A 17,244-nucleotide genomic window follows, 5' to 3' on the forward strand; every position below is an offset into this window, starting at 1 on the left:
CACCAGTTGCGGGTTGTCGGGGTGGGCAAGTAACGGATCGCCGAGTCGTGATCCGCCGGGAGGGTTCTGAGGTATGCGCGTGAGGCACGTGCCAGGCGCGGTGACCGGTCATGTCCGGAGACTCTGTCTCCGGCACCGCACGATCGCCGCGGTGACCGGAGGTGTCCTCGCCATCGTCCCGGCCTGTGCCGCGGTCGTCGGTGCCGGCAGCTGGGCCGCGACGGCGAGCACGATCCATTCGGACAACGTCGCCCTCGTCGGCGGCTACGACCCGAAGAACCCGCTCGTCCACCAGATCGGCGTCGACGGCAGCCTGCCGAACGCGCCGACGCCGCTCCCGCTCCCCGCGGACGAACTCCCCAACGGGCCGCTCGGCATCCCGGTCACCGCGCTCGCCGCGTACCGCAACGCCGCCGACATCCTCATCGCCGAACAGCCCGGCTGTCACATCGACTGGGCGCTGATCGCGAGTATCGGCCGGATCGAGTCCAACCACGCGCGCGGCGGCTACGTCGACGCCAAGGGCAACACCCTCGAACCGATCCTCGGCCCGCAGCTCAACGGCGCCGGCCCGTTCGCGGCCATCCCGGACACCGACGGCGGCAAGTACGACGGCGACACGGTCTGGGACCGCGCCGTCGGCCCGACGCAGTTCATCCCCTCCACCTGGAAGGGCTACGCCTCCGACGGCAACGGCGACGGCGAGTCCAATCCGAACAACATCTTCGACGCGGCGCTGGGCACCGGCCGGTACCTGTGCTCCGGCGGGCTCGATCTGTCCAAACCGGACCAGTTGCGCGCGGCCGTCTTCCGCTACAACAACTCCGACACCTACGTGAACACCGTGCTGATCTGGGCCGAGGCCTACCGCACGGGTGTGCTGCCGACGCCGGACAGCAGGGTGCCGATCGGCGCGCCGAACGCCGGGGCCGCCCCGCCGCCCGCCTCGGTGCCGCCGCCTCCGGTGCCGTCGACACCGCCCGGTTCGGTGACGCCTCCGCCGTCTTCGACCCTGCCGGGGACGAGCACTTCTTCGTCGTCGTCGAAACCGCCGACAAGCTCGAAGCCGCCGCAGTGCCCGACGTCCACCGTGACGGAGACGGTGCCGAGTCCGACCACGAGCGCGACGACCACGGCCCCGACCGCGCCGCCGACGACCTGTTCCTCGCCGACGACGACCACGACGACCACGACGGTGACGTCGACCAGCGCCGCCCCTGAATCCCCCTGATCGCAGCTATCTATCCATCCATGCCCCCGCCACCGCCCTCAACGGAGAAGCTTCGCTCCGCTGTAATCTCCGGGGTATGCCTCGTGTTGCCGCGATCGACTGTGGGACCAACTCCATCCGCCTGCTCGTCGCCGAGCTGACCCCGCGTCACGACGGGACGGTCGACCTGCGCGACCTGCACCGCGAGATGCGGATCGTCCGCCTCGGCCAGGGTGTGGACGCCACTGGCAAGCTGGCCCCCGAGGCGCTCGAGCGCACCCGCAAGGCGCTGGCCGACTACGCGATCGCCGCGCGCCGCAAGGGTGTGGAGAAGGTCCGCATGGTCGCGACGTCGGCGACTCGCGACGCGAGCAACCGCGACGAGTTCTTCGCGATGACGCGCGAGGTGCTCGGAACCGAAGCCGAAGTGATCAGCGGCGACGAAGAGGCGCGGCTTTCGTTCACCGGCGCCGTCGGCGAGCAGGATCCCGACGACGGCCCCTTCGTGGTGGTCGACGTCGGCGGCGGCTCGACCGAACTCGTGGTCGGCACCTGGGACGGCCGCAAGGCGGAGGTCATCGCGGCGAAGTCGGTCGACATCGGGTGCGTGCGGATCACCGAACGCGCGCTGAAGTCCGACCCGCCGACCGCGGACGAGATCGCCGAAGCCCGTGAACTGGCCACCAAGGTGCTCGCCGAGGCCTTCGACGTCGTGGACGTGTCCACCGCCAAGACGTGGATCGGTGTCGCCGGGACGGTCACGACCCTGACGGCCGTGGCACAGGGCCTCTCGGAGTACGACTCCGAGCGCACCCACCTTTCCAAGCTCTCCCACGCCGACATCGACCGCGTCGCCCAGTCGCTCCTCACGGCCGACCACGCGACCCGTGCCGCGAACCCGGTGATCCACCCCGGCCGGGTCGACGTGATCGGCGGCGGCTCGGTGATCGTGCAGGTGCTGGCCGAGCAGTTCGCCACGCGCAGTGGTCCCGGCGAACTGGTGATCTCCGAGCACGACATCCTCGACGGGATTGCCCTGTCGCTGGCCTGATCGCCCGGTTTTCTCTTACGTGAAGCCATTTCTTTCGGTGATCAAGTGGTGACCTCCAGTCCGGATTAGGCCGTTCGGCGCAACCCTGTTCCTACCAACGTTGTGCTCTAACCGGGTGGTCCGGCACACCGTCACACATTTGCAACGCCAACGCACTGTGATCGGCTTCACCTGTCCCATAGCGTCGTCTCACCTTCTGGGCGGTAGGGCGCGACCAGCGCTCGCCGGACTATCCGACGACGAGAGTTGGAGGGGACATGCGGGCTTCACGCGGGTTCTGGGGAGCGACGGCGGTGGTGGCCACGGCGGCCCTGCTGCTGACGGCCTGTGGAGGTGGTGGGTCCAAGGAAGACAAGGGATCCGGTGCCACCGACGCCAACGCGGCGGTTTCGGTCTACGGCACCGAGCCGGAGAACTCGCTGATCCCTGCCAACACCAACGAACTCGGCGGGTCCAAAGCCCTCAAGCCGGTCTTCTCGGCGCTGGTCGGCTACAAATCCGACACCGCCGAGCCGTACAACCTGATGGCCGAATCGATCACCACGACCGATTCCAAGGTCTTCGACATCAAGATCAAAAAGGGCTGGAAGTTCCACGACGGGACCGAGGTCAAGGCCAAGAACTTCGTCGACGCGTGGAACTACAGCGCGAACGGCAAGAACGGCATGCAGAACGCGTCCTTCTTCGAGCAGATCCAGGGCTACGACGAGATCAGCGCGAAAGAGCCGGCCGTCAAGGAGATGTCCGGGCTCAAGGTCGTGAACGACTACGAGTTCCAGGTCACCCTGAAGGGCCCGTTCTCGGTGTTCGCCACCAAGATCGGCTACCTCGCCTTCGCGCCCCTGCCGGACAAGTTCTTCGCCGACCCGGAGGCGTTCGCCAAGGCCCCGATCGGGAACGGACCGCTGAAGTTCGTTTCGCGCACGCCGAACCAGAACATGAAGCTCACGCGGTACGACGAGTACCAGGGCGAGGACAAGGTCAAGTTCAAGGACCTCGAAGTCCGCATCTACACCAGCCAGGAAACGGCGTACCAGGACCTGCTGAGCAACCGCCTCGACTTCATGGAGGCGCTCCCGCCCGCGGCGAAGGCAGGCGGGAAGTACAAGACCGACCTCGGTGACCGTCTGGTGGAAGGCAAGCTGCTCGGCATCGCCGCGCTCGCCATCCCGTACTACGTCCCGGGTTACGACAACCTCGACCTGCGCAAGGCGATCGCGCTCGCGATCGACCGCGAGCAGATCGTCAAGACCGTCATGAACGACACCTACGCGGCGGCCGACGGCTACGTGTCGCGCGGTATCGAGGGTTACCGGCCGGGCGTCTGCGAGTTCTGCAAGTTCGACCCGGTGAAGGCCAAGGAGTACTGGGCGAAGTCCGGGTACACCGGCAAGCTGACCATCGCGTCGAACGCCGACGGTGGCCGTAAGGAACCGCTGGTCGCGGCATGCAACAGCATCAAGAACGCGCTCGGCGTCGAATGCGACTTCGTCCCGGCGACCGACTTCGGCCAGTGGCGCAGCATCGTCAACGGCCGGAAGCTGACCGGGATGGGCCGCTCCGACTGGTCGGCCGACTACCCGTCGATCGAGAACTACCTGAACCCGCGCTACAAGAGCACCGGTTCGTCGAACGACTCGACGTACAACAGCCCGGCCGTCGACGCGCTGCTCAAGCAGGCGGACCAGACCGCCGACAAGGCGGCCGCGATCAAGCTGTACCAGCAGGCGGAGGACCAGATCGCGAAGGATCTGCCGCAGATCCCCGTGTGGGAGGAGAAGGGCGTCGGCGGCAAGTCGAACCGGCTCAAGGTCGCGAAGCTCGACTACGGCCGTCTCGCGGACTACTCGTCCATCGAGGTCGCCGCGAAGTAACCGTGTGGTCGTGCCGGCCGGGAGTGGCGGATCACCGCTCCCGGCCGGCCGGAACCCCAGCTCCCACCACGCGATCTCCAGGACGGCACGCCCATGTCCCAGTACATCCTCCGTCGGCTGCTCCAGCTCATCCCGGTCTTCTTCGGCACCACTTTCCTCATCTACGCGCTCGTGTGGGCGGTACCCGGTGACCCGTTCGCCGGCAAATGCGGTCAGGTCGCCTGCCCGCCCGCCTACATCGAGATGATGACCGCGAAGTTCAACCTCGACGATTCGATCTTCGTCCAGTACTTCAAATACCTCGGGAACCTGTTCACCGGTGACTGGGGCGAGACCTTCAACGGCGTCTCGGTCGGCGAGCTGATCGGGAACGCCTATCCGGTGACCGTGCGGCTCGCGCTGATCGCGGTGGCCATCGAGGCGATCATCGGGCTCTCCGCCGGCATCCTGACCGGCCTGCGCGGCAAGGGTTTCCTCGACAACCTCGTGCTGATGTCCACCACGTTCCTGATCTCGATCCCGGTGTTCGTCACCGCGATCGTGCTGCAGATCATCCTGGGTTCGGAACTGGGCCTCATCGAGGCGAGCGTGTCCGAGGACGCCACGGTCGGTGAACTGATCGTGCCGGGAATCGCGCTGGGCAGCCTGTCCATGGCCTATATCGCCCGGCTGATGAGAACGAGTATCGCGGAGAACCGGCACGCCGACTACGTCCGCACGGCCGTCGCGAAAGGACAGCCGCGCAGCCGCGTCGTCGGTGTTCACCTGCTCCGGAACTCGGTGATCCCGGTGCTGACCTTCATCGGCACCGACATCGGCGCGCTCATGGGCGGGGCCATCGTCACCGAAGGCGTGTTCAACATCAACGGCATCGGCGGGCTCATCTTCCGCGGTATCCAGAACCGGGAGGGCGCCACCGTCACCGGCGTCGTCGTCCTGCTGGTGATGGTCTATCTGCTGGTGAGTCTCACCGTCGACCTGCTCTATGCCGTTCTCGACCCGAGGATCCGTTATGACTGACCCGAACGTGGCCGGCGGCGTGTCCTCCGTGGACGTCGCCGCCGCCGGTGTCGCCGACGATTCCGCGGTGGCGCACAAGCCGCGCAGTCTCGGCGGCGACGCCTGGCGATCCCTGCGCCGCAAGCCGTCCTTCGTCATTTCCGCCGTCATCATCGCGTTCGTCGTGCTCGTCGCGATCGCTCCCGACCTGTTCAGTTCGCGTGCGGCCGGGTTCAGCGATCTGACCCACGCGAACGAAGGACCGTCCGCGGACGCCTGGTTCGGCTACGACAACCAGGGCTACGACGTCTACGCGCGGACCATCCACGGTGCGCGGGCGTCGTTGCTGGTCGGTGTCTTCGCGACCGTGCTGACGATCCTGATCGGCTCGATCGTGGGGATCGTCGCCGGGTACTACGGCCGTCTCGTCGACAGCCTGTTCTCCCGGATCGGCGACATCTTCGCGGCGTTGCCGTTCGTGCTCGGCGCCATCGTCATCCTGACCACGTTCAACGCCCCCGGCACGAACCCTGGCGCGGTCACCATCATCGTGCAGGTGGTCGTGTCGATCGCGGCGCTGAGCTGGCCGGTCGCGATGCGCATCATGCGGTCGGCGACGCTGGTGGCCAAGCAACTCGACTACGTCAAGGCCGCGCGCGGGCTCGGCGCGAGCACCCCGCGCATCGTGTTCCGGCACCTGCTGCCCAACACGGTCGCCCCGGTGCTGGTCTACGGGACCATCGCGCTCGGCGCGTTCATCGGCGCGGAGGCGACGCTGGCCTACCTCGGTGTCGGCGTGCGGCCACCGGTCGTTTCGTGGGGTGTGATGATCAGCGACGCGCGGGACTACTTCCGGGTGAATCCGCACATGTTGCTGTTCCCCGCCGGGTTCGTCACCGTCACCGTGCTCGCGTTCGTCATGCTCGGTGACGGGATCCGCGACGCGCTCGACCCGAAGGCCCGGTGATCGGCTTGTCCTCCACTGAAAACGAACTGCTCCTCGAAGTCGAGGACCTGCACGTCGAGTTCCGGACTTCGGACGGCGTCGCGACGGTGCTCAACGGCGTCGACTATTCCGTGCACGCCGGGGAAACCCTTGCCGTGCTGGGAGAATCGGGTTCGGGCAAGAGCGTCACCGCCCAGACGGTGATGGGCATCCTCGACAGTCCGCCCGCCGTCGTCACCGGCGGCGCCGTCCGCTACCGCGGCGAGGATCTGCTCACCGCCACCGAAGAGCGGCGGCGTGAGGTGCGGGGCGGGGAGATCGCGATGATCTTCCAGGACGCGCTCTCCGCGCTGAATCCCGTCTTCACCGTGGGATTCCAGATCGAGGAACAGTTGCGGGTCCGGCTCGGAATGTCCAAAAAGGACGCTCGCAAGCGGGCGATCGAACTGCTCGACACCGTGCGCATCCCGGCCGCCGCCCGGCGGATCCGCGAGTACCCGCACCAGTTCTCGGGTGGGATGCGGCAGCGCGCGATGATCGCCATGTCGCTCGCGCTCGACCCCGATCTGCTGATCGCGGACGAGCCGACGACCGCGCTCGACGTCACCGTGCAGGCCCAGATCATGGACCTGCTGGCGGAGATCCAGGCCGAACGGCGAATGGGGCTGATCCTGATCACTCACGACCTGGCGGTGGTCGCCGAGGTCGCCGACCGGATCGCGGTGATGTACGCGGGCCGGATCGTCGAACAGGCCGACGTCGCCGAACTGTTCCGCTCGCCGGGGCATCCCTACACCGAGGCGCTGATGGCCTCGCTGCCGCGGCTCGACCTCAAAGGACAGACGCTGGAGACCATCAAGGGCCTGCCGCCGAGCCTGCTGAACGTCCCGCCCGGCTGCCCGTTCCATCCGCGCTGCCCCCGGGCGGAGAGCCGGTGCGAGTCCGAACGGCCCGCCCTGCACAGCCTCGGTTTCGGCCGGGTCAGCGCCTGTCACTTCGCCGACGAGGTGGTGAGCGGCCGTGTCTGAGCCCATTCTGCGCGTCGAAAACCTGGTGAAGTACTTCCCGGTGCGAGCCGGGGTCCTCTTCAAACGCACCATCGGCCACGTGAAGGCGGTCGACGGGGTTTCCTTCGATCTCATGCCGGGGGAAACCCTTGGTGTGGTGGGAGAATCCGGCTGCGGTAAGTCCACTTTGGCCCAGGTACTGATGCGGCTGGAGGAACCCACGGGCGGGCTCGCGACCTTCGAGGGCCGTGACATCTTCGCGTTGCGGGGAGCCGAACTCAGGAAGCTGCGGCGCGAGATCCAGATCGTGCTGCAGGATCCGTACACCTCGCTGAACCCGAGGATGACCGTCGGCGACATCATCGGCGAGCCTTTCGAGATCCACACCGAGGTGGCGCCGAAGGGTTCGCGGGCGGCGAAGGTGCGGGAGCTGCTCGACGTCGTCGGGCTGAATCCCGAGCACATCAACCGCTATCCGCACCAATTCTCCGGCGGGCAACGTCAGCGCATCGGGATCGCGCGGGCACTGGCCTTGCGGCCGAAGGTCATCATCTGTGACGAGCCGGTTTCCGCGCTGGACGTTTCGATCCAGGCGCAGGTGATGAACCTGCTCGGCGAATTGCAGAAGGAATTCGGCCTTTCCTATGTGTTCATCGCACACGACCTGTCCGTGGTGCGTCACCTTTCCACGCGGGTCGCGGTGATGTATCTCGGGAAGATCGTGGAAATGGGGACGGAAGAGGAGATCTACGAGCACCCGTCGCATCCCTACACGCAGGCGCTGCTGTCCGCGGTGCCGGTCGCGGATCCCGCCTTGCGCGGGCAGCGGCAGGTGATCCGTCTCGAAGGTGACGTGCCGAGCCCGCTGGATCCACCGTCGGGCTGCCGGTTCCGTACCCGGTGCTGGAAGGCGCAGGACCTTTGCGCGGATCAGGAACCCGAATTGATCACGCGGACCGGTGGACATTTGTCCGCCTGTCATTTCGCGGAGGAAAAAACTGTCGTCCCCTGACTTTGGTAGGGACTTCGTTGATCGCGTGGGATCACTGACGTAGTTTTCATGAATCGTTTTCTTCAGGAGGCAGGAAATGAAAAGATCCAGATCTCTTGTCGTCGCGCTCGCGGTGCCGCTGTTCGGCGCTATCGTCGCGGCTCCGGTGGCGTCCGCGCAGCCGCAGCTTTCCGGTGCGGCGACCGAATTCTCCGTTCTGGCCCGTGAAGGCCAGAGTGTCGCGTCGGTGGAAAAGGCGATCCGCGCCGCCGGTGGCACCGTCGTGACCAGCAACGTCGCCGTCGGCCTGATCACCGCGTCGGCGCCCGCCAACGGGTTCGCCGAGCGGGTCTCCGCCGACCGCTCCGTTTTCGGCGCGGCCAAAGCGAAGCCGATCGGCACCGCGCCGAAGAACGGCAAGGCGAAGGTCAAGCCGAACGTCGTCGAGAAGGAGAGCCGCGGCGCCGCGTCGGCCAAGAAGCCCGCGAAGCCGAAGGCCGTCGGCATGGATCCCCTCGACGATCAGCTCTGGGGTCTCCAGTCCGTCCGTTCCGACCTCTCGCGCACCAAGCAGCCGGGCGACAAGCGGGTGAAGGTCGGCATCATCGACACCGGTGTCGACGCGAGCCACCCGGACATCGCGCCGAACTTCGACCTCGCCGCGTCGCGGAACTTCACGAAGGACATCGTCGCCGACGTGAACGGCGCCGTCGTCGATGGTCCGTGTGAATTCCGCGGCTGCAAGGACCCGGCGGACCACGACGACAACGGGCACGGCACGCACGTCGCCGGAACCATCGGCGCCGCCGCGAACGGCTTCGGCGTCTCGGGCGTCGCGCCGAACGTGACGCTGGTGAACATCCGCGCCGGCCAGGACTCGGGCTTCTTCTTCCTGCAGTCGACCGTGGACGCGATCACCTACGCCGGCGACGCCGGTGTGGACGTCGTCAACATGAGCTTCTACACGGATCCTTGGCTGTACAACTGCTCCTCGAACGCCGCGGACACCCCCGCGCAGCAGGCCGAGCAGCGCACCATCATCGAGGCGACGACCCGCGCGCTGAACTACGCGTACCGCAAGGGCGTCACGCAGGTCGTCTCGCTGGGCAACCAGCACAGCGACCTCGCCGCCCCGCAGCCGGACGCGTCGAGCCCGGGCTACCCGTCGGGCAGCACGCACTCGCGGCAGATCGACAACGCGAGCTGCCTCTCGCTGCCCATCGAAGGCCCGCACACGATCGGCGTCTCGTCCTTCGGCCCTTCGCAGGCGAAGGCGGACTACTCGAACTACGGCGTCGAGCAGATCTCGGTCTCCGCGCCCGGCGGATACTTCCGTGACTACTTCGGCACCCCGTGGTATCGCACGGTCGAGAACCAGATCCTCTCGACCTACCCGCGCAACGTCGGCGTCGCGGAAGGCAACATCGACGCGGCCGGGAACATCACGCCCGACGGTGTCACCGCCGGAGTCCAGAAGGCGACCGCCGCCGACGGCCGCGTCGGCTACTACCAGTGGCTGCAGGGGACGTCGATGGCGTCGCCGCACGCGACCGGTGTCGCGGCGCTCATCGTTTCGCAGTACGGCAAGGGTTCCCGCGACTTCGGGATGAACCCGGACGCGGTGCAGCGGGTGCTCGAGGGCACGGCTTCGGACATCGCCTGCCCGGTGCCGCGGACCGTCGACTACCTGAAGGAAGGCCGGGACGCGTCGTTCACCGCCACCTGCACGGGTGACGCTTCGTTCAACGGCTTCTACGGCCATGGTGCGGTTGACGCCTGGTCGGCCGTGACCCGCGGTTCCCAGTACTTGCGGGGCTGACCCTCGCTGCTGGGTGCTCGACATGTATTGAACGGGACTTTCATTGCAAATTTCGCAATGAGAGTCCCGTTCATTACAGCCAGGTGTGTGCCTAGGCCGCGCGTTGGTCGCGCACGACGGTGATCTCGGGCGTCGGTCGCCGAGAGGCGGATTCGAACGCGGCGCGCAGATCGGCGACGACTCCCTCGGGATCGTCTCGCAGCTGTGAAGGTAGGGTTTGCAGTACTACGACTCCGGCGCGCGTGTACCGTCCGTTGCGTCTCACGGTTTTCGCGTATGCTGCCTTCTCGAAGTGGAAGTCGTACGAATCGATCTCCCAGGCCATGGCGACCTCTTTGCAGTAGGAGTCCGGCATGGCGATGTAGTTACCTTGGGAATCATAGATTTTGACATTCCTTTCGGCAGCAGGGAGGCCTGCGCGCTGCCAAAGCGAGAGCGCCTCGGCCTCGGGCACTGACTTGACGTTGGAACGAATCTCTCGGATTACAGCCCGTGGAAGCGCTGTGCCGCGCTTGCTGCCGGACTCCAACTCCGCCGATAGCTCGTTGATGCTGCACAGGCCGGAGCTGACAGCCTCGATGAGGATGGCCCGGACAGGATCGATCTCGCGGATACGGCGGACGGCGTCCAAGACCGCGCGAGGTGGTGCGGCTAGCGGAACACCGTCGATCGTTCGCTTGTCGGGCATGTGGATCGTTCGTTCGATGATGGTGAACTTGGCGCTTCTGATCTGGTTCCTGTCCGGTATGAGGACGTGAACGATGTGGTCGGCGAGTGTGTTCCTCAGCCCATAACGTCTCGCTGCTTCGAAACCCGTGATGACTCCCAGGCCATCGGCGTGCATGAGTGCAGCCTCGACTCGCTGCCTGGCTGTCGGAGGGCTTCTGGACAGTAGGACTATGCCTGGAAGAAGGTGAGTCCACCTTCCGCCAGGCTGGCATCTTCGATACGACGTCGGCTGGGAAACTCCTAGTTTCTCGAGTGTCGCTACCCGAATTACGCCGTACTTGCTCTGCCGACGGAGGTCGGCTTCGGTGAGTGTTGCCTTCGACAAGTGCACCTGTCGATGATGGGCCGCACGTCCGACAAGTTCGGGAGGCCATCTGTAATGAACGGGACTTTCATTACAAAATTTGCAATGAAAGTCCCGTTCATTACACGCGCCTGGGGGAGGGGTTAGCGGGCTGAGGCGGCCTTCACGAACTTGGCCAGGTCCTTCGACTGCTGGACCCGCGAAGCCTCGTGCACGTACATCATGTGCCCGGCCGGGTAGTAGGCCGTGTCGATGTTTTCCCGCAGTTCCTCGGGGATCTGCAGTTGCGCGAGGACGTGCTCCGAAGCGAAGTAAGGAGTCGCGCCGTCGTAGTGACCGAAGGCGACGTGCACGCGAAGGTGCGGGTTCGTCCGCATGGCCGTCGCGAGAGAGTCCACTGAGGACACGGAGCGACCCTCGAAGTCGGAGTACGACCAGGCCTTGAAGACGTCCGTCGAGAGGACCTCGTACGGCAGGTCGTTCTCGTAGCCGAGTTCGGCGCGCACGTAGTGGTTGAGTCCGGCCGAGTAGGCGCCGATGATCCGCGAGATCGACGGGTCGTCGCTCATGTGCTCGCGGCCGCCGTCCGGCTCCCAGGTGGTGAACCGGCCGTCCATCCTGCCGACGACGAGCCCCTTGTTCCGCAGCAGTTCGGTGAAGTACCGGACGTGCTCGATCCGCAGGTTCACCCGGTCCACATAGGACTCGCTCAGTCCGGTCAGCGAAGCGAGTGTCGCGACGGCTTCGGCGCGGTCCTGTGTGGACAGACGAGCGCCGCGGGCGAGGGCCCAGGGGAGTTCCTTGGCCGCGAAGTCCTCGGCGTCCGCGAGGACGTCGTCGAGCGGGCGTTCGCCGTGCAGGCCGTGGTAGTGCGCGATCGCCGCGTACGTCGGCACGTAGAGCGAGTACGGCAGGTCGTTGCCTTCGGTGAACCGCAGGGTGCCCAGATCCAGGACGGACGAGATCAGCAGGAGCCCGTTCAGGTACATCCCGTGGCGTTCCTGCAGGTGCGCCGCCAGCCCGGCCGCGCGGAGCGTGCCGTACGACTCGCCAGCGAGGAACTTCGGCGAGAGCCAGCGCTGCTTGCGCGAGACCCACAGCCGGATGACCTCGCCGATGGACTCGATGTCGGCCGTGTACCCGTGGTAGTCCTTGGCCTTCTCGCCGTCCACGGCGCGCGAGTAGCCGGTCGACACCGGGTCGATGAACACCAGGTCGCTGTGCGCGAGCAGGGTTTCCTGGTTGTCGGTCAGCCCGTACGGCGGCGCCGCCGGGTCGTCGACGTCGCCGGACAGCACGCGGCGCGGGCCGAGGAGGCCCAGGTGCAGCCAGATGCTCGCCGAACCGGGGCCGCCGTTGAAGGCGAACGTGACCGGGCGCGAGCCGGGCTCGGCGTCGTCGAGCGTGTACGAGGTCACGAACACTTCGGCCTTGGCCTGGTGGCCTTCGGACTTGCCGTCGGTGGTGACCTCCTTCCGCAGCACGATCCGCCCGGTCTGGGCCGTATACGCGAGCTTCTTGCGCTTGAGCGTCAGGGTGTGCCTCGTGGTGACCAGGTCGTCGATCGGTTCGACCTTGGCTTCCACCGACGGGGTGTCCTTCTCGTCGGTGGCCTTTTCCTCGGGATTGGTGTCCGGCATGCCTCCAACCTACTGGCACTCTGTACGGGTGGACATCGTCTCTGCGCATGATCGGCCGAATACGGTCGCCGAAGCGATCGGGATCCAGGAAGCCCTGCGTGGCCTGGTCGATCCCGAGGACCGTTGTCCACAAGAGATCGTCACGGTCACCGGGCTGGACGTCGCCTACGACGAGGGCAGCGGCCTCATCGCCGCCGCGGCGGTCACGCTCGAGACCTCCGGATTCAGCGTCGTGGAACAGCGGACCGTCGTCTCCGAGGTCTCGTTCCCCTACGAACCGGGCCTTTTCGCCTTCCGTGAGCTGCCGCCGCTGCTCGAAGCCCTGCGCGCGCTCGACCACCCGCCGGACCTCCTGGTCTGCGACGGGCACGGCCTGGCCCACCCGCGCCGGTTCGGGCTGGCGTGTCACCTGGGCGTCGTGACCGGCTTGCCCACCCTCGGCGTCGGCAAGACCCGCTTCATCGGGGAGCACGGCGAGCCGGGCCGGGAGCGCGGCGCCAAGGAACCCCTCGTGGACGACGGCGAGGTCGTCGGCATGGTCCTGCGCACCCAGGACGGCGTGAAGCCCGTTTACGTCTCCACCGGCCACAAGATCTCGCTGGACAACGCGTGTCGCCAGGTGCTGCGGTTGTCGCCCGCGTTCCGTCAGCCGGAGACGACCCGGCACGCCGACCGCCTCGCCCGAGACGCGTTGAAGGAGGCGTTATGAGGTTCCGCTCCATCGCCGAACTCGACGCCGAGGTCGTCGGCTGCCGCGCCTGCCCGCGGCTGGTCGCGTGGCGTGAGGAGATAGCCGTGGTCAAACGCGCGGCCTTCGCGAACGAGACCTATTGGGCCCGGCCGGTGCCCGGCTTCGGGCCGCCGGACGCGTCGCTGGCGATCGTCGGCCTCGCCCCTTCGGCGCATGGTGCGAACCGGACCGGCCGGATGTTCACCGGCGACCCCTCCGGTGACGTCCTGTTCAAGGCTCTTCACCGGGTCGGCGTCGCCTCGCAGCCGACGTCGACCCATCCGGGTGACGGTCTCGAACTGAGGGGCACCCGGATGGTCGCCCCGGTGAGATGCGCGCCACCCGCGAACAAGCCCGAACCTGAGGAACGGGACAACTGCCGTCCGTGGCTCGCGGCCGAGCTCGCGTTGCTGAAACCGACGCTGAGGGCCGTCGTGGTCCTCGGCGCGTTCGGGTGGCAGGCGCTGCTGCCGGTGCTCGCCGAGGCGGGCTGGCCGGTGCCCACGCCACGCCCGAAATTCGGCCACGGGACCGAGGTGCGGCTCGGCGACCTGCGCCTCTTCGGCTGCTACCACGTGTCGCAGCGCAATGTCCAGACCGGGAGGCTGACCCTTGACATGGTGTGCGATGTCATGGCCTCCGCGACCTCGGCGGCGGGCCTGAACTGAATCGGTGCGGAAACCGTGGCGACGCTGGTCACAGCGAGATGGGGTACACGAGCGATCTCAGCGCATGGGTGCGACTATAGAAATATGGCTGGTGTTAAGTCGGAACCGACACGGATCCTCGTCCTTGGTGGTGGGTACGTCGGGCTCTACACGGCGTACGGGCTCCAGAAGATGCTCCGGGCCAACGAAGCGTCCGTGACGGTCGTTGATCCGCAGCCGCACATGACCTATGCCCCCTTCCTGCCCGAGGCGGCGGCCGGTGCGATCGAACCGCGGCATGTGGTCGTGCCGCTGAGGCGCGTGCTCAAGCGCTGCCACGTGCTCACCGCGCGCGTGACGAAGATCGAGCACGAGCGCAAGGCCGTCACGGTCGAGGCCGCCGACGGGCACGTCGAGCAGTTGAACTACGACGTTCTCGTCGTGGCGCTCGGTGCCGTCGCGCGCATCCTGCCGATCCCGGGCCTGGTCGAGGAAGGCATCGCCTTCAAGACCATCGGCGAAGCGATCTACCTGCGCAACCACGTCATGACGAAGCTGGACGAGGCCGCCAGCACGCTCGACCCCGAGCAGCGCAAGCGCCTGTTGACGTTCACCGTCGTCGGCGGCGGGTTCGCCGGTATCGAGGCGCTCGCCGAACTCGAGGACATGACCCGCTTCGCGGTGGAGAACTACTACCCGAACCTCAAGGTCGAGGACATCCGCTGGGTGCTCGTCGAGGCGGCCGGGCGGATCCTCCCCGAGGTGCGCGAGACGCTCGGTGTGTACACCGTCGAGCAGCTCGAGAAGCGCGGCATCGAGGTCTATTTGTCGACAGCGGCGAAGTCGTTCGAGAACGGCCACGTCGTGCTTTCGGACGGCACCGAATTCGACACCGACACGATCATCTGGACCGCCGGCGTGAAGGCGAACCCGGTGCTCGCGAGCTCGGACCTGCCGCTGGACAAGCGCGGCCGCGTCGAGGCCACCGCCGCGATGCAGGTCGTCGGGCACCCCGACGTCTGGACCGCCGGTGACAACGCCGCCGTGCCGGACCTCTCGCGGACCGAGCAGGACCCGACGGCGACCTGCCCGCCGAACGCGCAGCACGCCGTTCGCCAGGCGCGCCTGCTGGCGAAGAACATCATCAAGGTGATCCGCGGCGGCAAGCCGAAGGACTACTACCACAAGAACCTGGGCGCGGTGGCCAGCCTCGGCCTGCACAAGGGTGTCGCCGACGCGCTGAACCTGAAGATCAAGGGCTTCCCGGCCTGGCTCTTCCATCGCGCGTACCACCTCAAGGCGATGCCGACGTGGAACCGCAAGATCCGCATCCTGTTCGACTGGATGCTGGGTGGTCTGTTCCGGCGCGAGGTCATCTCGCTCGGCCAGATCAACAACCCGCGCGAAGAGTTCGACAGGCTGTCGAAGTCCTGAGCTCGTAGCACCGTGAAGGCCTCCTTCCCTACTCTCAAGGTAGGGAAGGAGGCCTTCACGGCGTTTAGGGTGTGCCGGTGCAGGCATTCCGGAAGCTGAAGCCGCCCGTCCAGTCCGCCCTCCCCAAGCCGGGATCGACCCCGCTCGAACTCGCCCACGACCTCGTGGACCGGATCGAGCAGGGGACGAAGTACGCGCGGATCCGCAAACGCCGGTTCCGCACCAGGTCCGTCGTCCTGCGGGTCCTGGCGTTGCTGCTGTCCGCGGCCTCCACGATCATCCTCGGCCTGCAGAACCTGAATCCCTGGACGGGGACGGCGTTCGCCCTGGTCGCCGTCGTCACGGTGGTGAACGTGCTGGAGCCGTTCTTCGCCTGGCGCTCGCTGTGGGTGCTGATGGAGGAAGGCCAGTACAAGTTCTACCGGCTGCGCGACGACCTGACCTACTACATCGCCTCGACGCCGCCGGACGAGCTGGACCGGACCGTCCTGCGCGAGAAGTTCGACGAGTACCAGGCGATCTGGGACCTCGTCGGCAACAGCTGGCTGAAGTACCGCCAAGCGGACAAGGCGAACTAGCCCCTGGCCTCGGTGACCACCGGCCAGGGGCATCGCCTAGGCTTGCCTGTGCCCCGGTAGCCCAACTGGCAGAGGCAGTCGACTTAAAATCGACCCAGTGCGGGTTCGATCCCCGTCCGGGGCACCATCCGTGCAGGTCAGGACGTTTCCTCGCTCGTCTCGTTACTGCCAGCCCCCGGTTTACCCCCGGAATTGGCTGGTTCATCGTCATCCCACATGCATTCCAGGGCGGTCGCGTTGTCCTGGGAGACCGTCGTCCTGCCCATGTAGACGTCCTGCGTGATCGACGGCCGAGCGTGGCCGAGCTGGTCCGCGATCTGCCTGGAAGTGAGCTTCGCGTCGTCCAGCACTGTCGCTGCTGTCTTGCGGAAAACGTGTGACTTGACCCAAGCGAAGTCCTTGGTACCGCGTGCTTCGCGGAAATCTCGCCGAGTGTTCGAGGGGTCACGTAGTCCGCCGAGAGTATCCGGAAAAACCGGGGTTGCCAGGCTCCGTCCAGCCTCCTCCGCAAGGCGCCGACGTTCTCGCAGCAACGACACCGCCCACCCGGGAAGCGGTAGCGTTCGATCGCCGGATTCGGTTTTGAGCTTCTTCACCCGGCGCAGCCCGACCCCTCGAATCCGGATCAACTTCCAGTCGATCGCAACCGTTCCGGCGTCAAGGTCGACGTCTTCCCAAAAGGTCCCCAGCGCCTCGCCAATCCGCACGCCGGTCGCCAGCATGAAGCGCGTCAGGTCTGGCAAGTCCCGCGCTACGGCCTTCGGATCGGTTTCGAGCTGTTCGAGCCACCTACGGCGCTCTGCCGACGATAAGGCGCGAGGTTTCTTGCGCTTCCCGCCTTCGATCCGTTCAAGCTCCCGAACCGGATTCGCACCCAAAGCCCCTTGACGCACAGCGAAGCCAAGAACGCCGCTCACTACAGCACGCGCCGTCCGCGCATGAGAGGCGCTTGTTTTCGCCTTGACGGCGGGAAGAAACGCGTCCAGCCGGGGCACAGTCACCTCATGCAACCGAAGATCACCGAGCGCGGGAAGCACGTGGTTTTTGAGCATGCTCCGGTAGTTGTCCAGCGTGCCGTGTGCGCGTTCTTCCGCTTTGACGCGCTCAGCCTGCCGTATGAGCCACCTATCCGCGACGACGCTGAACTTCGTGTTGTGATCCATATCGCCACCCCCGGGCGCCTTCAGAGCCTCACTGATCGCTTTCTTCAGCAGTCGCTCGGCCTTCGGGCGAGTCGGGCCAGTGCGTTCAATGTCGTGCACCTTCCCGTCGAAACCCCGATAGC

General features: G+C 66.5%; 15 protein-coding genes and 1 tRNA gene. 13 read left to right on the forward strand and 3 right to left on the reverse strand.

Translation table 11 applies throughout. The annotated features are described in order from the left end of the window. Nucleotides 1–73 precede the first annotated feature (73 nt). The 8 genes from ACLJPX_RS13985 (at nucleotide 74) to ACLJPX_RS14020 (ending at nucleotide 9,897) form a co-directional block, all read left to right on the forward strand. Nucleotides 74–1,231 (forward strand): lytic transglycosylase domain-containing protein, encoded by a 1,158-nt coding sequence (locus tag ACLJPX_RS13985; RefSeq protein ID WP_410600449.1) that lies wholly within the window; start codon nucleotides 74–76, stop codon nucleotides 1,229–1,231. Nucleotides 1,232–1,307: 76 nt separating this feature from the next. After that, nucleotides 1,308–2,261, forward strand: a complete 954-nt coding sequence (locus ACLJPX_RS13990) for an exopolyphosphatase (protein WP_410600450.1) — start codon at nucleotides 1,308–1,310, stop codon at nucleotides 2,259–2,261. A gap of 257 nt (nucleotides 2,262–2,518) precedes the next feature. After that, nucleotides 2,519–4,135: an ABC transporter substrate-binding protein gene (locus ACLJPX_RS13995; RefSeq protein ID WP_101610588.1), complete on the forward strand. Its 1,617-nt coding sequence runs from the start codon at nucleotides 2,519–2,521 to the stop codon at nucleotides 4,133–4,135. A gap of 93 nt (nucleotides 4,136–4,228) precedes the next feature. Further along, nucleotides 4,229–5,155 carry an ABC transporter permease gene (locus ACLJPX_RS14000; RefSeq protein ID WP_101610587.1) on the forward strand — a complete coding sequence of 309 codons (927 nt, stop codon included), beginning with the start codon at nucleotides 4,229–4,231 and terminating at the stop codon, nucleotides 5,153–5,155. Beyond that, a complete protein-coding gene (locus ACLJPX_RS14005; RefSeq protein WP_101610586.1) occupies nucleotides 5,148–6,101 on the forward strand; it encodes an ABC transporter permease in 954 nt (317 codons plus the stop codon). The genes ACLJPX_RS14000 and ACLJPX_RS14005 overlap by 8 nt, the downstream gene beginning before the upstream one ends. 5 nt (nucleotides 6,102–6,106) lie before the next feature. Next, a complete protein-coding gene (locus ACLJPX_RS14010) occupies nucleotides 6,107–7,108 on the forward strand; it encodes an ABC transporter ATP-binding protein (protein ID WP_101613508.1) in 1,002 nt (333 codons plus the stop codon). Continuing rightward, nucleotides 7,101–8,099 carry an ABC transporter ATP-binding protein gene (locus ACLJPX_RS14015; protein WP_410600451.1) on the forward strand — a complete coding sequence of 333 codons (999 nt, stop codon included), beginning with the start codon at nucleotides 7,101–7,103 and terminating at the stop codon, nucleotides 8,097–8,099. The genes ACLJPX_RS14010 and ACLJPX_RS14015 overlap by 8 nt, the downstream gene beginning before the upstream one ends. 76 nt (nucleotides 8,100–8,175) lie before the next feature. Then, nucleotides 8,176–9,897, forward strand: a complete 1,722-nt coding sequence (locus tag ACLJPX_RS14020) for a S8 family serine peptidase (protein WP_410600452.1) — start codon at nucleotides 8,176–8,178, stop codon at nucleotides 9,895–9,897. Between the two features lie 91 nt (nucleotides 9,898–9,988). Here the strand turns inward: ACLJPX_RS14020 and ACLJPX_RS14025 are convergent, their stop codons facing one another. Both ACLJPX_RS14025 and ACLJPX_RS14030 read right to left on the reverse strand, forming a co-directional pair. Continuing rightward, nucleotides 9,989–10,957, reverse strand: a complete 969-nt coding sequence (locus ACLJPX_RS14025) for a hypothetical protein (protein ID WP_410600453.1) — start codon at nucleotides 10,955–10,957, stop codon at nucleotides 9,989–9,991. A gap of 116 nt (nucleotides 10,958–11,073) precedes the next feature. Next, nucleotides 11,074–12,570, reverse strand: a complete 1,497-nt coding sequence (locus ACLJPX_RS14030; RefSeq protein WP_410600454.1) for a S10 family peptidase — start codon at nucleotides 12,568–12,570, stop codon at nucleotides 11,074–11,076. A 28-nt stretch (nucleotides 12,571–12,598) separates the two neighbouring features. On the opposite strand from ACLJPX_RS14030, the gene nfi reads away from it, so the two are divergent. The 5 genes from nfi (at nucleotide 12,599) to ACLJPX_RS14055 (ending at nucleotide 16,086) form a co-directional block, all read left to right on the forward strand. Then, nucleotides 12,599–13,279, forward strand: coding sequence for a deoxyribonuclease V (nfi, locus tag ACLJPX_RS14035; protein ID WP_410600455.1), 681 nt, complete (start codon nucleotides 12,599–12,601; stop codon nucleotides 13,277–13,279). After that, nucleotides 13,276–13,968 (forward strand): uracil-DNA glycosylase, encoded by a 693-nt coding sequence (locus tag ACLJPX_RS14040; protein ID WP_410600456.1) that lies wholly within the window; start codon nucleotides 13,276–13,278, stop codon nucleotides 13,966–13,968. The genes nfi and ACLJPX_RS14040 overlap by 4 nt, the downstream gene beginning before the upstream one ends. A gap of 84 nt (nucleotides 13,969–14,052) precedes the next feature. After that, a complete protein-coding gene (locus ACLJPX_RS14045; protein ID WP_007028829.1) occupies nucleotides 14,053–15,381 on the forward strand; it encodes an NAD(P)/FAD-dependent oxidoreductase in 1,329 nt (442 codons plus the stop codon). A gap of 77 nt (nucleotides 15,382–15,458) precedes the next feature. Beyond that, nucleotides 15,459–15,959: a DUF4231 domain-containing protein gene (locus tag ACLJPX_RS14050; protein ID WP_410600457.1), complete on the forward strand. Its 501-nt coding sequence runs from the start codon at nucleotides 15,459–15,461 to the stop codon at nucleotides 15,957–15,959. 50 nt (nucleotides 15,960–16,009) lie between these two features. Then, nucleotides 16,010–16,086 (forward strand) — tRNA-Leu (locus ACLJPX_RS14055). A gap of 10 nt (nucleotides 16,087–16,096) precedes the next feature. On the opposite strand, the gene xerC is transcribed toward ACLJPX_RS14055, so the two are convergent. Then, nucleotides 16,097–17,221, reverse strand: coding sequence for a tyrosine recombinase XerC (gene xerC / locus ACLJPX_RS14060; RefSeq protein ID WP_410600458.1), 1,125 nt, complete (start codon nucleotides 17,219–17,221; stop codon nucleotides 16,097–16,099). Nucleotides 17,222–17,244: the final 23 nt, after the last annotated feature.

Source organism: Amycolatopsis sp. lyj-90, assembly GCF_046549035.1.
In the GTDB taxonomy this organism is placed as follows: Bacteria; Actinomycetota; Actinomycetes; order Mycobacteriales; family Pseudonocardiaceae; genus Amycolatopsis.